Source organism: Stenotrophomonas sp. YJH_SMC_122, from assembly GCF_059369535.1.
On the sequence record NZ_JCAFST010000002.1, the window covers coordinates 257976 to 270450 of the forward strand.

14 protein-coding genes are annotated in these 12475 nt (G+C 67.4%); 7 read left to right on the forward strand and 7 right to left on the reverse strand.

Features of this window, described 5'->3' with window-relative positions:
• Positions 1-179 precede the first annotated feature (179 nt).
• Together AC5P66_RS04705 and ubiB are read left to right on the forward strand one after the other, a co-directional pair.
• Positions 180-815 (forward strand): ubiquinone biosynthesis accessory factor UbiJ, encoded by a 636-nt coding sequence (locus tag AC5P66_RS04705; protein WP_005420772.1) that lies wholly within the window; start codon positions 180-182, stop codon positions 813-815.
• Positions 812-2467: a ubiquinone biosynthesis regulatory protein kinase UbiB gene (gene ubiB, locus AC5P66_RS04710; protein ID WP_049439154.1), complete on the forward strand. Its 1656-nt coding sequence runs from the start codon at positions 812-814 to the stop codon at positions 2465-2467. Before AC5P66_RS04705 ends, ubiB begins: the two co-directional genes overlap by 4 nt.
• A 52-nt stretch (positions 2468-2519) precedes the next feature.
• On the opposite strand, the gene AC5P66_RS04715 is transcribed toward ubiB, so the two are convergent.
• From AC5P66_RS04715 to AC5P66_RS04730, 4 genes are read right to left on the reverse strand one after another with little or no spacing between them, the layout of a single operon-like run.
• Positions 2520-3305 carry a YaiO family outer membrane beta-barrel protein gene (locus tag AC5P66_RS04715; RefSeq protein WP_495216102.1) on the reverse strand — a complete coding sequence of 262 codons (786 nt, stop codon included), beginning with the start codon at positions 3303-3305 and terminating at the stop codon, positions 2520-2522.
• A 4-nt stretch (positions 3306-3309) separates the two neighbouring features.
• On the reverse strand, positions 3310-3915 hold the full coding sequence (locus tag AC5P66_RS04720) for an LbetaH domain-containing protein (RefSeq protein WP_049413629.1): 606 nt from the start codon (positions 3913-3915) through the stop codon (positions 3310-3312).
• The gene (locus tag AC5P66_RS04725; protein ID WP_099496101.1) at positions 3902-5041 is read right to left on the reverse strand and encodes a glycosyltransferase family 2 protein; all 1140 of its coding nucleotides are present in this window, start codon (positions 5039-5041) and stop codon (positions 3902-3904) included. Before AC5P66_RS04725 ends, AC5P66_RS04720 begins: the two co-directional genes overlap by 14 nt.
• Complete coding sequence (locus AC5P66_RS04730) at positions 5041-5652, reverse strand: PIG-L deacetylase family protein (RefSeq protein WP_049413625.1); 612 nt, start codon at positions 5650-5652, stop codon at positions 5041-5043. Before AC5P66_RS04730 ends, AC5P66_RS04725 begins: the two co-directional genes overlap by 1 nt.
• Before the next feature lie 165 nt (positions 5653-5817).
• Here AC5P66_RS04730 and AC5P66_RS04735 point away from each other — a divergent pair, with 165 nt between their 5' ends.
• Entirely contained in the window at positions 5818-6405 is a 588-nt protein-coding gene (locus tag AC5P66_RS04735) for an O-methyltransferase (RefSeq protein ID WP_049413624.1), read from the forward strand.
• A 107-nt stretch (positions 6406-6512) separates the two neighbouring features.
• Complete coding sequence (locus AC5P66_RS04740) at positions 6513-7280, forward strand: pseudouridine synthase (RefSeq protein ID WP_414715494.1); 768 nt, start codon at positions 6513-6515, stop codon at positions 7278-7280.
• A gap of 81 nt (positions 7281-7361) precedes the next feature.
• On the opposite strand, the gene AC5P66_RS04745 is transcribed toward AC5P66_RS04740, so the two are convergent.
• Positions 7362-7889 (reverse strand): DUF2059 domain-containing protein, encoded by a 528-nt coding sequence (locus AC5P66_RS04745; protein ID WP_049413620.1) that lies wholly within the window; start codon positions 7887-7889, stop codon positions 7362-7364.
• Between the two features lie 133 nt (positions 7890-8022).
• Here AC5P66_RS04745 and arfB point away from each other — a divergent pair, with 133 nt between their 5' ends.
• From arfB to dcp, 3 genes are all read left to right on the forward strand, one after another.
• Positions 8023-8454 carry an alternative ribosome rescue aminoacyl-tRNA hydrolase ArfB gene (arfB, locus tag AC5P66_RS04750; RefSeq protein WP_005420755.1) on the forward strand — a complete coding sequence of 144 codons (432 nt, stop codon included), beginning with the start codon at positions 8023-8025 and terminating at the stop codon, positions 8452-8454.
• A gap of 4 nt (positions 8455-8458) precedes the next feature.
• Positions 8459-9061 (forward strand): lysophospholipid acyltransferase family protein, encoded by a 603-nt coding sequence (locus AC5P66_RS04755; protein ID WP_049413619.1) that lies wholly within the window; start codon positions 8459-8461, stop codon positions 9059-9061.
• 110 nt (positions 9062-9171) lie between these two features.
• On the forward strand, positions 9172-11328 hold the full coding sequence (dcp, locus tag AC5P66_RS04760; RefSeq protein WP_099488103.1) for a peptidyl-dipeptidase Dcp: 2157 nt from the start codon (positions 9172-9174) through the stop codon (positions 11326-11328).
• A 116-nt stretch (positions 11329-11444) separates the two neighbouring features.
• On the opposite strand, the gene AC5P66_RS04765 is transcribed toward dcp, so the two are convergent.
• Complete coding sequence (locus AC5P66_RS04765) at positions 11445-11891, reverse strand: 3-dehydroquinate dehydratase (RefSeq protein WP_004153636.1); 447 nt, start codon at positions 11889-11891, stop codon at positions 11445-11447.
• Positions 11892-11894: 3 nt separating this feature from the next.
• Positions 11895-12296, reverse strand: a complete 402-nt coding sequence (locus AC5P66_RS04770) for a hypothetical protein (protein ID WP_019661885.1) — start codon at positions 12294-12296, stop codon at positions 11895-11897.
• Positions 12297-12475: the final 179 nt, after the last annotated feature.

The following is a 12475-nucleotide window of genomic DNA, read 5'->3' on the forward strand; positions in this document are numbered from 1 at the left end:
CGACCGAGCTTGCATGGACGTACTTGCAGCGTCCCCCGCAACCGGACCCACCCCGCCAACCCACGGAATGCCCGCTGTTGCTGTTGGGGTTGAGGTTTGCCGGCCAGCGGCCGGCACTACCGCGGGTGCCGGGCGGCAGCCCGGCCCAAGCCCCGCACCCACGCAGGTAGAATGCGCACATGGCTCTCTCCCTGCTCAAGTCCCTCAAGCCGGTCGCTGGCCGCGCCCTGCAGATCGCCCTGAACCGCGCGCTGGCGCTGGATCCGGATACCCGCCATGCCCTGGCCAGCCTCGATGGCCGGCACATCGACCTGACCCTGGAAGCGCCGTCGCTGGCGATGCGCATCAGCGTCGACGGCGACCAGCTGCGGGTCGGCCCGGTGGATGCGCAGGAAGCCGACCTGGCCGTGCGCAGCAGTCTGGCCGGCGTGCTGGCGCAGCTGCCGCTGCTGGCCAACGCACGGCGCGGCGAGTCCAACAACAAGGGCCGTGTACGCGTGGCCGGTGACGCCGAACTGGCGCGACGCCTCCAGCAACTGGCCAAGGGCTTCGATCCGGACTGGCAGCAGCCCTTCGTCAGCGTATTCGGCGAGGTACTGGGCGTGCAGGTTGCCAACACCCTGCGCAGCGCCCTGCAGCATGCGCGCCAGGGTGCGATCGACCTGGCCCACAGCGCCGCCGAATTCATCACCGAGGAGTCGCGCGACGTGGTGCCGCGTGCCGAGCTGGATGCCTTCCACGATGACGTGGACGTGCTGCGTGATGACGTCGAGCGTCTCGGCGCGCGCGTGCAGCGCCTGCGGGGTGCCGCATGAAGGCCGTGCTGCGGGCGAGCCGCATCGGCCGGGTGATCCTGCGTTACCGCCTTGACGACCTGCTGCAGGGCACGCCGGCCGAGCGTTGGCTGCGCCTGGCCAAGCCGTTCGTGCCGCGTGCCTCGGCCGACATCGCCGCACAGTCGCGCGGTGCGCGCCTGCGGCTGGCGCTGCAGGATCTCGGCCCGATCTTCGTCAAGTTCGGCCAGATCCTATCCACACGCCGCGACCTGGTGCCGCCGGATGTGGCCAACGAGCTGACCCTGCTGCAGGACCGGGTCAAGCCGTTCGACGGCGATACCGCGCGCCGGATTGTCGAGGAAGCGCTTGGCCTGCCTGTCAGCGAGGCGTTCGCCAGCTTCGATACCGAACCACTGGCGTCGGCTTCGATCGCGCAGGTGCATGCGGCCACGCTGGCCGATGGCCGCCAGGTGGTGGTCAAGGTGCTGCGCCCCGGCATCGAGAAGCAGATCGATGCCGATATCGCCCTGCTCAACTCGCTGGCCGCGCTGGTCGAGCGCACCCATCCGCGCGCCGACAAGATCCGTCCGCGCGAAGTGGTGGCCGAAGTCGAGAACACCCTGGCCGCCGAGCTGGACCTGCAGCGCGAAGGCGCCAATGCCAGCGTGCTGCGCCGCTTCTGGGAGAACAGCGACGACCTGTACGTGCCGGAAGTGATCTGGAGCCATACCGCCGAGCGCGCGCTGACCCTGGAGCGCGTGTGGGGCATTCCGTCCGACGACATCGCCGCGCTCGACAAGGCGGGCATCGACCGCAAGGCACTGGCCGCCAAGGGCGTGCGGGTGTTCTACACTCAGGTGTTCCGCGACAACTTCTTCCATGCCGATGCGCACGCCGGCAACATCTGGGTCGACACCGATCCGGCCCGCCGCGCCGATCCGCGATTCATCGCGCTGGACTTCGGCATCATGGGGCAGCTGTCGCAGGAGGATCAGTACTACCTGGCCGAGAATTTCATGGCCATCTTCAACCGCGACTACCGCCGCATCGCCGAACTGCATGTGCAGGCGCGCTGGATGCCGGACAACGTGCGCATCGATGATCTGGAAGCGGCTGTGCGTTCGGTGTGCGAGCCGTACTTCACCCGTCCGCTGTCGCAGATCTCGCTGGCCGAAGTGCTGATGAAGCTGTTCCGCGTGGCGCAGCGCTACCAGCTGACCCTGCAGCCGCAGCTGATCCTGCTGCAGAAGACCCTGCTGAACATCGAAGGTGTCGGCCGCCAGCTGGATCCGCAGATCGATATCTGGGCGGTGGCCAAGCCGGTGCTGGCGAAGATCCTGCGCGAGCGCTACAGCCCACGCCGGGTCGTGCGCGAGATCGGCAAGCGGTTGCCGGAAATCATGACCCACGCGCCGGACATGCCGCGCCTGGTACACGCCTGGCTGACCCAGCAGGTGGAGGGGCGCCACGAACTGGCGATGCGCTCGCGCGACCTGGTCGCGCTGGATGCCAGCGTGCAGCGCCTGCAGAAGCGCGCGGTCGGCGCGATCACCGGCGTCGGCCTGCTGGCCATCGCCGCGCTGATGTACGTGCTGCAGCCGCCGGGCTGGTACTGGGGCGACCTGCCGATGTGGAGCTGGGTGTCCGGTGCCGTTGGCGCGGCGGCGCTGGCGCGCGCGTGGTGGCGCTGATCCCTGTTTATCCACAGTCGGCGGCGTCACACGCCGCCGACCGGCCACGGCTCTACCAGTGATAGCCCAGGCACAGGTGTGACTGCACGCTCTGGAAGCGGTCCAGGCGTGTCCTGTGCCAGGTCTTGCCGATGCCCATGTCCAGCACCAGATGCTTGCCCAGCGGCTGGCTGCGGCGCAGGAAGGCACGTCGTGCATCGTGTTCGCGCAGCAGCAGCGGATCGGAATCGGCGGTGTAGCCGGAAGTACCGCTGCCCAGCCACAGCTGGGTCGACCCACGGCCCTGCGCATCCTTCAGGTGCAGTGACAGCGTGGTGCCATGGCCGTCGGGCCCATTGGACTGGCGATGCCGCTCGTGGCGCAGTGAGGCGGTCACGCGCGGGAAGTAATGCGCTGCGCCCACCGACCAGCCACTCACGTACGCGCCTGCATGGTACTGGGCGTACTTGCCGCCCACGCTCAGTACGGTCTGCGGTGCCACGTGCCACTGCAGGTCCTGGTTGACCTGGCGGTTGACGAATACCGGGTCATCGTTGGAGGCTGTGAAGGCAGTGCGGGTCGAGACACGAGGACTCCAGCGCTGGTGCAGCGAACCCTGCACGCGATTGCCGCCGAAGCGCTTGCTGCCGTAGTCGCGTTCGCCATGGGCCAGGCCCAGATGCCAACGGCTGTCACCGCTGCGGCCGGCCACGTCCACAGTCTGTACGTCGCGCTTGCCGAAGCCGTCGGTGTAGTCGGCATGGTCCAGTTGCACCGAGACCCGGTCGATGCCGGCGTGGGCGCTGGACACAGCCAGCAGCAGGGCACACGGCAGTGCGCCACGGATGATCAATCGCATGGGGTTACTCCAGGGGTTGGGAATGCAGCGACTGCAGCAGCCGGTAGCGACCGGGCGGCAGGTTTCGTTCCACGGTGATGCGCGGTCCGAACTGGCTGCCCGGCGCGACGATGCGACCGGGCAGGATGATCACGCCGACGCCCAGTGCGGCGCCCTCACCGATCCAGGCACCGAGCTTGTCGCGCTGGCTGTCGATGACGGTGCCATCGATATGGACGGCGACCGTTTTGCCATCCAGGCGATGGTTGCTGGTGCGCACCAGCGCACCCAGGTAGGCACGGGCGTCGACGCGGCTGTCGGCGATGAAGCACTGCGGGCCGATGCAGGCGCCGTCGCCGATCAGTGCGTTCTTCAGTTCACCTGCAAAGCCGATGCGCACGCCGTCGCCGATACGCAGTGGGCCGCGCAGCAGCGCGTTGTTGCCGATCAGGCAGTCGCGGCCGATCGATACCGGCCCTTGCAGCTGGGCGCCGTCGCAGATACGGCTGCCGGCGCCGATCCTCACGTTGCCCTGCACCGTCGCGCGCGGCGAAACCTGTGCAGTGGAATCGACGTGCGGTGGCAGCGTCGAAAGCGCGGCGGCCATCGCGGCCAGGTCATTCCACCACATGCGGATACCTGGTCGGCTTGTCGCGCAGCGGTTCGCGTCCGGTGAACAGCCCGGCCACGCCGTGCATCAACCAGATCGCGTAGGCGAGCAGCACGTACAACATCGAGAACGCGGCGGCGGGTACCAGCCACGCCCGGCGGTGGTGGATCGCACTGATCACCGCCAGCAACATGACGATGCCAATCCAGAACAACGGCATCACCGACAGGGCGAGGCCACCCGGCCCATGCAGCTGGGCCGCACCGAACCAGACCTGTAGGGTCAGCACGATGCCGGCAAGGGCAAGCAGCATCATCGGCAGGATGCTGAACAGGCCGAAACGGGTCAGCAGCAGGCCACGATGCAGGCGCATGCACACCGCATAGCCGACGATCCAGCGCCGCCAGCGCCGCCATTCCTCGACCAGCGTGTTGCATTCCTGCGGGTAGACCACGCAGCGCACGCTCTGGCGGACGCGGTACCCCTGCGCGACCAGCGACCAGGACATGTCCAGGTCTTCCACGCGGGTGCGGTCGGAGAAGCCGACCTTGCGCAGCACCGAGGTACGGAACAGGCCACACGAGCCGGAGACAATGAACGGTGCGCCGCCCAGCCACTGCTGGAAGCTGCGCTTGATGATGATCATCGGCAGCTTCAGGCTGGCCCGCACATGCGGCAGGAAGCCGGCACCCTGCAGGCTGGACGAGGGCACGCCACCGACCGCATCGGCACCGCGCTCGATCTCGTCCAGCAGGTGGCCCAGGCCATGGCCGCGCGGATCGATATGGGTGTCGGCGTCGGTCAGGAACACCTGCTCGGCGGTGGCGTGCTGCAGGCCATGCATCAGCGCGCCGCCCTTGCCCGTGTTGGCCTGATGCACCGCCACCAGGCGCCCGGGCCAGTGCGCCTGCAGCGCATCGAGCACCTGCGCGGTGTTGTCCGTGGAACCATCGTTCACGCAGATCACCCGCGCCACGTAGGGGTTCTGCAGCAGGCTGGTCAACGAGCGCTCCAGGCAGGGGGCTTCGTTGTAGGCCGGTACGATCGCATCGATGCTGTACAGGCGCGTGCTGGGGCGGCGCAAGGCCTGCACACACACCCGCACCAGGATGAAGGCACACATGGCCAGGAACAGCAGCGTTTTCATCACAGCACCAGCCGGTAGGGCACGAAGCCCTCACTGGGGCCGATGCCGATCTGCTGGCCGCGGAACTGCGCGTGGCAGCGCAGGTGATCCTCCTGCATGTAGTGGCGATCGCCCTGGCTGGCATGCTCGCGCAATGCATGGATCTTCAGGTCCAGCTGTGCGCTGATGTCCTCGAACACCTGCGGTGCGAACTGTGGCAACGTGCTGGGGCTCTCGTAGCAGAGGATCTGCGGGATGCTGCGGCAGGCGATGATTGACGCTTCGTGGACGGTGCGATGGTCCTGGTGATGGTCTTCGCCGCACATCGTGTAGACGCGATGCGGTGTGATCTGCGCGCAGGCCTGCTCGATCGCCGCGACGATGTCGTTGCGGCAGGCAGGAAAGCGGGTATCCGGGAAGTCCCGCTGGATCACCTCGGCCACACCCAGGCGCCGCAACGCGCGGTGCGATTCGTCGCCGCGGTCGATGCCGGCATGGCAGCCACGGCCACCACGGCTGAGCACCAGCGCATGGATGCGTGCACCGGCGCGGGCCAGTTTGGCCAGGCTGCCGCCGCAACCGAGTTCGATGTCGTCGGGGTGGGCGCCGATTGCCAGAATGTCGAGAACCATGGCCGTGTCCTTGCGGAAACCAAGAGGGCAGCGGGCGGGTGCACCGTCCCGCGTGAAGAAGGCGGGAACTATCGCAACGTGAACGCGGCGCGGGGCTAGGAGGAATACGAAATGTGGCCGGACAGGCCACAATGCTCACCCTTGCTGCGGCAATTGAAAGAAGCGATGACGATGCGGCTTTCGGAATTGAAGAACGAACTGATGCACTTCGGTGCTGAAAACGACGCGCATGAAACCGAGCGCGCTCGGCGCATGCTCAACATCACGCCGGATACCGGTGAATTCCTGTCGGTGCTGGTGCGTTTCGGCACCGCGCGACGGGTACTGGAAATCGGCACCTCCAATGGCTACTCCACGCTGTGGCTGGCCGAAGCCGCCGCCGCCATCGATGGCCACGTGACCACGCTGGAATTCGCCGAGGACAAGGTGGCGATGGCGCGATCCACGTTCGCGCGCAGCGGGTTGGCCGCGCACATCACGCTGGTGCATGGCGATGCCGGGCAGTGGTTGGCAGGGGCCGCCGAAGGCAGCATCGACCTGCTGTTCCTCGATTCGGACCGCGGGCAGTACGCCGGCTGGTGGCCGCAGCTGCGCCGCGTGCTGCGGCCGGGGGGCCTGCTGGTGGTGGACAACGCCACCTCGCACGCGGAAGAGATGGAACCCTTGTGCCTGCTGCTGGATGCCGATCCGGACTTCAGCACCAGCGTGGTGCCGGTGGGCAACGGCGAACTGCTGGCCGTGCGCAACGCCTGATTGCCGTGCTGCCCGCGCGTGATCCGGTAGTGCCGGCTGCTGGCCGGCAACCGCCGCAATCCAACTGCCCGGAGGCAGCCGGCCAGCGGCCGGCTCTACCCCATTCAGTGCCCAGCCCCGATAATCCCGCGGTGAGCACCGAACCTGACACCCTCGCCGCGGTCGAGACTGAAACCGCGCCCCTGCAGCTGCTGCACCTGGATGAGCGCCTGGCCGTGGTCAACAAGCCCGCCGGGCTGATGGTCCACGACAGCAAGCTGGCCCGTGGCGAAGATGATTTCCTGGCCGACCGCCTGCGTGAGCAGCTGGGGCGGCCGATCTTCCTCGTGCACCGCCTGGACCGGGCGACCAGCGGCTGCCTGCTGCTGGCCTTCGACCGCGAGACGGCCGGTGCGCTGGGCAAGGCGCTGATGGGTGGCGAAGTGGCCAAGGACTACCTGACGGTCTGCCGGGGCTGGCCGGCCGAGCTGTCCTGGCGGGTGGACCATGACCTGGACGGCGGGCCGGGCAAGCCGGTGAAGAAGCCGGCGATCACCGATTTCCAGCGCCTGGCCACCGGCGAGCTGTCGGTGCCGGTGGGTGAATTCAGCAGCTCGCGCTACGCGCTGCTGCGCTGCCAGCCGCAGACCGGGCGCTTCCGGCAGATCCGCCGGCATCTCAAGCACCTGTCGCATCACATGATCGGCGATACCAGCCACGGCGATGGGCGCCACAACCGCATCTTCCGCATGCAGGGCGTGCACCGCATGCTGCTGCACGCCGAGCGCCTGCGCTTCCCGCATCCCGACGGCGGCGCCGTGGATGTCAGTGCGCCGCTGGACCGTGAATTCCAGAAGGCACTGGACCTGTTCGGCTGGCAGGTGGATACCGTTTGACGGAAGTGCCGGCCGCTGGCCGGCAGCTGCGTGATTCCAGATGTACTGGGGAGCCGGCCAGCGGCCGGCACTACCTTATTCTCATTTCTTTTCCGGCTCGTTGACGATCGCTTCCAGGTCTTTCTGCAGGTCCGCAAACAGCGGCTGCATGCGCGCCTGGATGGCCACCATCACGTTCTGCATCAGCGCCGGGGTCTTGTCCAGCAGGCTCTGGCCGGCCGCGCTCTCGTAGAACTCGGCCATTGCCAGCACGTCTTCCTTGCTGAAGGTCTTCTTGTACAGGTCCACGTACATCGGCCGCAGCTGTTGCCACGACATCGCCTGGCGCAGGGTCTGGCTGGTCCGGGCCTGGATCCGCTTCAGCTGTTCCTGCTGCTGGGCGGTGAGCTGGCGCTGCGCGGCCACCTGCTGGAACTGCTGCTGCTGCATGGCTTCGATCTGCGGCACCATGGTGTCGATCATGCTCTGCGCGCGCGAGGCCGACAGCAGGCGGTTGATGTCGCCGTCGGTCGGCGGGGCGGCCAGGGCCGGGACGCTGGCTGCGGCCAGTGCCAGCAGCAGGGCGGCGCGGCGCAGCAGGGACGGCAGGGCGGGTGCGAAGCGGGTCATGCGGGCTTCCTGCGGTACATGGGACCGCCAGCATACCCGCAGCCCAGGCGAAGGCGGCGTGTTCGGCGCCTGATCGGCGGCATACGGGGCGCGATGGCGCACTCCACCACGTGCCTGCCGCTACAATGCGCGGATGGGCAGTGGACCGGTCACCATCAGCGCGCAGCTTGAAATCCCCGACGGCGAGATCGTCGAGCGGTTCGTGCGCGCCAGTGGCGCCGGCGGCCAGAACGTCAACAAGGTGTCCACCGCGGTGGAACTGCGTTTCGACGTGGCCAACTCGCCCTCGTTGCCCGAACCGTTGCGCGCGCGGCTGCTGGCGCGGCGTGACCGGCGCATGACCGGCGAAGGCGTGCTGGTCATCGACGCGCAACGTTTCCGCACCCAGGATCGCAATCGCGAGGATGCGCGCGAGCGGCTGGCGGCCTTCATCCAGGCCGGGTTGAGCGTGCCCAAACCGCGCAAGGCCACCAAGCCGACCCTCGGGTCGAAACTGCGTCGTCTGGACGCCAAACGCGGGCGCGCGCAGATCAAGCGCGGGCGCTCATCACGTGACTGGGAGTGATTGCTTGAACAACCCGACTTCGTTGCTGCCGGCCGTGCCGCCGCAGATGCCGCAGGTCAAACCCAACGCCTTCCTGCGCTGGCTGGCGCGCTGCACCCTGCGCATGGGGGGCTGGAAGGTGACCGGCACCCTGCCTGACATCCCCAGGCTGGTCTTCATCATCGCCCCGCATTCGTCCAACTGGGACGGGCTGTGGGGCATGGCAGCGAAGATCGCGCTCGGCATGAAGGTGAAGGTGCTGGGCAAGGCGTCGCTGTTCTGGTGGCCGCTGGGCCCGCTGCTGCACCGGCTGGGCGTGATTCCGCTCGATCGCAGCTCGCCACAGGGCACGGTGGGCCAGGCGGTGGACCTGCTGCGCAACAACGAGAAGATGTGGTTCGCCATCACCCCCGAGGGCACCCGCAAGGCGGTGAAGGACTGGAAGGCCGGCTTCCTGAAGATCGCCCGGATGGCCGACGTGCCGATCCTGACCGCGTATTTCCACTATCCGGAAAAGACCATCGGCATCGGTCCGCTGTTCACCCCGAGCGGCGACGATGTGGCCGACATGGCTGCCATCCGCGAGTTCTACCGGCCCTGGATCGGCAAGACCCGCGGTACGGTCTGAGCCTGCCGCAGGCCGCCGCATAGACGCCACGTCCGGCACATGCCGGGCGAGCGCGACAGGAGTAGGGTGGAGGGCTGGTATCCATACCGTCTGCCCAAGGAGCGTTTTACATGTCGCGTACCGTAGTCCTGGCCGCCGCCATCAGCCTGGCGCTGGCGGCCTGTTCCGGCAAGGAGTCCACCCCCGTGTCCGATGCCCAGAAGACCCCGGCCCAGCAGCCGGCCGAAGCCTCCACCAATCCGCTGCTGAGTGCCAGCACGCTGCCGTTCCAGGCCCCGCCGTTCGACAAGATCAAGGACAGCGACTACCTGCCGGCGTTCGAAGAAGGCATGCGCCAGCACCTGGCCGACGTGCGCAAGATCGCCGACAGCAGCGAGCCGGCCACCTTCGACAACACCATCGTGGCGATGGAGCGCAGCGGCGAGACCCTGACCCGCGTGTCGCGCATCTTCTTCGGCCTGGTCCAGGCTGACACCAACGATGCGCGCCAGAAGATCCAGGAAGAAGTGGCGCCGAAGCTGGCCGCGCACCAGGATGAGATCAACCTCGATCCGAAGCTGTTCGCGCGCGTGAAGTCGCTGTACGACCAGCGTGACACGCTGGAGCTGGACCCGGTGCAGAAGCGCCTGGTCGAGCACTATTACGATGGCCTGGTGCGCGCCGGTGCGCAGCTGTCCGACGCCGACAAGGCGACCCTGCGCAAGCTCAACGTGGAAGAGACCACCCTCTCCACCCAGTTCCATACCCGCCTGGTGGCCGCCACCGCCGCTGCGGCCGTCGTCGTCGACGACAAGGCCAAGCTGGCCGGCCTGGACGAGGGCGCAATCAACAACGCCGCGGCCGCCGCCAAGGAACGCAAGCTGGACGGAAAGTTCCTGCTGCCGCTGCAGAACACCACCCAGCAGCCGGTGCTCGGCTCGCTGAGCGATCGCGACCAGCGCGCCGCCGTGCTGAAGGCCTCGGAGACCCGCGCCGAGCGCGGCGATGCCAACGACACCCGGCAGACCGTGCAGCGCCTGGCCCAGCTGCGTGCGCAGAAGGCCAAGCTGCTCGGCTTCGACACCTTCGCCGACTACCAGCTGGGCGACCAGATGGCCAAGACCCCGGCTGCCGCGCTCAAGCTGCTGACCGACACCGTTCCCGCCGCCACCGCGAAGGCCCGTGCCGAAGCCGGTGAGATCCAGAAGGTGATCGACGCGCAGAAGGGCGGATTCCAGGTCGCCGCTTCGGACTGGGACTTCTACGCCGAGCAGGTGCGCAAGGCCAAGTACGATCTGGACGAGTCGCAGATCAAGCCGTACTTCGAACTGGACAACGTGCTGCAGAACGGCGTCTTCTACGCTGCCACCCAGCTGTACGGCATCACCTTCAAGCCGCGCACCGACATTCCGACCTACAACCCGGACATGAAGGTGTACGAAGTGTTCGACAAGGACGGCACCTCGCTGGCCCTGTTCTACACCGACTACTTCAAGCGTGACAGCAAGTCCGGCGGCGCCTGGATGGACGTGTTCGTCGAACAGGACGGCCTGACCGGTGCCAAGCCGGTGGTCTACAACGTCTGCAACTTCACCAAGCCGGCTGCCGGCCAGCCGGCGCTGATCAGCTTCGACGACGTCACCACGATGTTCCATGAGTTCGGCCATGCACTGCACGGCATGTTCTCGAACGTGAAGTACCCGTCGATCGCCGGCACCGCCACCTCGCGTGACTTCGTCGAGTTCCCGTCGCAGTTCAACGAGCACTGGGCGCTGGACCCGAAGGTGTTCGCCAACTACGCCAAGCACTACAAGACCGGCGAGGCGATGCCGCAGGAACTGGTCGACAAGATCCTCAAGGCGCGCAGCTTCAACCAGGGCTATGCGACCACCGAGTACCTGTCGGCCGCGCTGCTGGATCTGGCCTGGCATACGCAGAAGGCCGACGCACCGCTGCAGGATGTCGGCGCCTTTGAGGCCAGCGCGCTGAAGAAGTTCAAGGTCGACCTGCCACAGGTGCCGCCGCGTTACCGCACCACCTACTTCGACCATATCTGGGGTGGTGGTTACTCGGCCGGTTACTACGCCTACTTCTGGGCCGAAGTGCTGGACCATGACGCCTACCAGTGGTTCACCGAACACGGTGGGCTGACGGCGGCCAACGGCCAGGAGTTCCGCGACAAGATCCTCTCGCGCGGCAACAGTGTGGAGCTGTCGACCCTGTACCGCGATTTCCGCGGCAAGGACCCGTCGGTGGAACCGCTGCTGAAGTTCCGCGGGCTGAAGTGAGAAACAGAAAACGGCGGGGGCAACCCCGCCGTTTCTCTTTCTGTAGAGCCAAGCCCACGCTCGGCTGATGGCTCCTGGAAAGGCAGCCGAGCATGGGCTCGGCTCTACACACAGCGTTACGTCCCCACGTGCACGCGGTTCGCCTGTTCGGCCAACCCCAGGTGATCCAGCGCGATATCCAGCGCCAGCACATAGCTCTGCGCGCCATACCCAGCAGCGATGCCCAGGCGCTGGCCGACACCGGCCGGCAGGCACGGTTCGGCCACTGCGCCGTCGTCATGCACCTCTACGTACGCGTTGTGCAGATAGGGCAGCAGCCGCTGCAGGCGCAGACTGTTGGCACACGCACCCGGGTCAAGCAGGGTCACCTCGCCGCGGCTGTGGTCGGCCACGCGCAGCGCGTCCAGCAGTTCCTGCTCCGAACCGCAGGCACGGATCGCCACGCTGGTGCCGGCGTCGATCGCGCGGTGCACCAGTGACTTCAGCACCGGTGCCGGCAGCGGCATCGCGGTTCGGATCAGGGCGCCGGCGGCTTCCGGGCCGCGGATGATGAAGATCGACATGACTCAGCCCTCCTGTGCCAGGCGGCGGCCGACGATGGCCAGCGACAACGGGTAACCGGCCTGCTGGCTGCGCTGGTCGACCACCACGGCGGCGGGGCCGTGCTGCAGGCGCAGGCGTGCATCCAGACCAGGTTCGCTGGGAGCCTGCAACTCGATGTACTGCGCCGGCAGCCGTTCCAGCGCCGCCTGCAGCGCGCCACCTTCGGCCTGCCATTGCGCCTCGTCGGCGGCACCGACATCCAGCAGCACCCAGTCGGCCGATCGCGCCTGCGGCTGGCACAGGCACTGGCGCACCTCGGACAGGCTGGCGCAGTCGCTGCACAGCACGCGATGGCCGGCCAGCTGTGCCGGCAGTTGGGGACGCGGTGCCGACGAAGAGGCGTGGCGGATCACCAGGAGGGTCATACAACACCTTGCGGAATGCGCCCTGTGGCGCGGTGGGCACACGATGCACGTGCTGGCCGTAAAGGTGCGATGCCCGTGGCCGGGTGCGCGCGTAAAACCTGCGTAACCCTTCCTGTAGAGCCGAGCCTACGCTCGGCTGGCGTGCACCGACGCTTGAAGAGCAGCCGAGCGCGGGCTCG

Coding starts and splice junctions, on each gene's coding strand:
- AC5P66_RS04720 (WP_049413629.1), bottom strand. CDS start 3,915: ATGTGGTGGAATGACCTGGCCGCGATGGCCGCCGCGCTTTCGACGCTG.
- AC5P66_RS04725 (WP_099496101.1), bottom strand. CDS start 5,041: ATGAAAACGCTGCTGTTCCTGGCCATGTGTGCCTTCATCCTGGTGCGG.
- dcp (WP_099488103.1), top strand. CDS start 9,172: ATGTCGCGTACCGTAGTCCTGGCCGCCGCCATCAGCCTGGCGCTGGCG.
- AC5P66_RS04735 (WP_049413624.1), top strand. CDS start 5,818: ATGACGATGCGGCTTTCGGAATTGAAGAACGAACTGATGCACTTCGGT.
- arfB (WP_005420755.1), top strand. CDS start 8,023: ATGGGCAGTGGACCGGTCACCATCAGCGCGCAGCTTGAAATCCCCGAC.
- AC5P66_RS04745 (WP_049413620.1), bottom strand. CDS start 7,889: ATGACCCGCTTCGCACCCGCCCTGCCGTCCCTGCTGCGCCGCGCCGCC.
- AC5P66_RS04770 (WP_019661885.1), bottom strand. CDS start 12,296: ATGACCCTCCTGGTGATCCGCCACGCCTCTTCGTCGGCACCGCGTCCC.
- AC5P66_RS04765 (WP_004153636.1), bottom strand. CDS start 11,891: ATGTCGATCTTCATCATCCGCGGCCCGGAAGCCGCCGGCGCCCTGATC.
- AC5P66_RS04705 (WP_005420772.1), top strand. CDS start 180: ATGGCTCTCTCCCTGCTCAAGTCCCTCAAGCCGGTCGCTGGCCGCGCC.
- ubiB (WP_049439154.1), top strand. CDS start 812: ATGAAGGCCGTGCTGCGGGCGAGCCGCATCGGCCGGGTGATCCTGCGT.
- AC5P66_RS04715 (WP_495216102.1), bottom strand. CDS start 3,305: ATGCGATTGATCATCCGTGGCGCACTGCCGTGTGCCCTGCTGCTGGCT.
- AC5P66_RS04730 (WP_049413625.1), bottom strand. CDS start 5,652: ATGGTTCTCGACATTCTGGCAATCGGCGCCCACCCCGACGACATCGAA.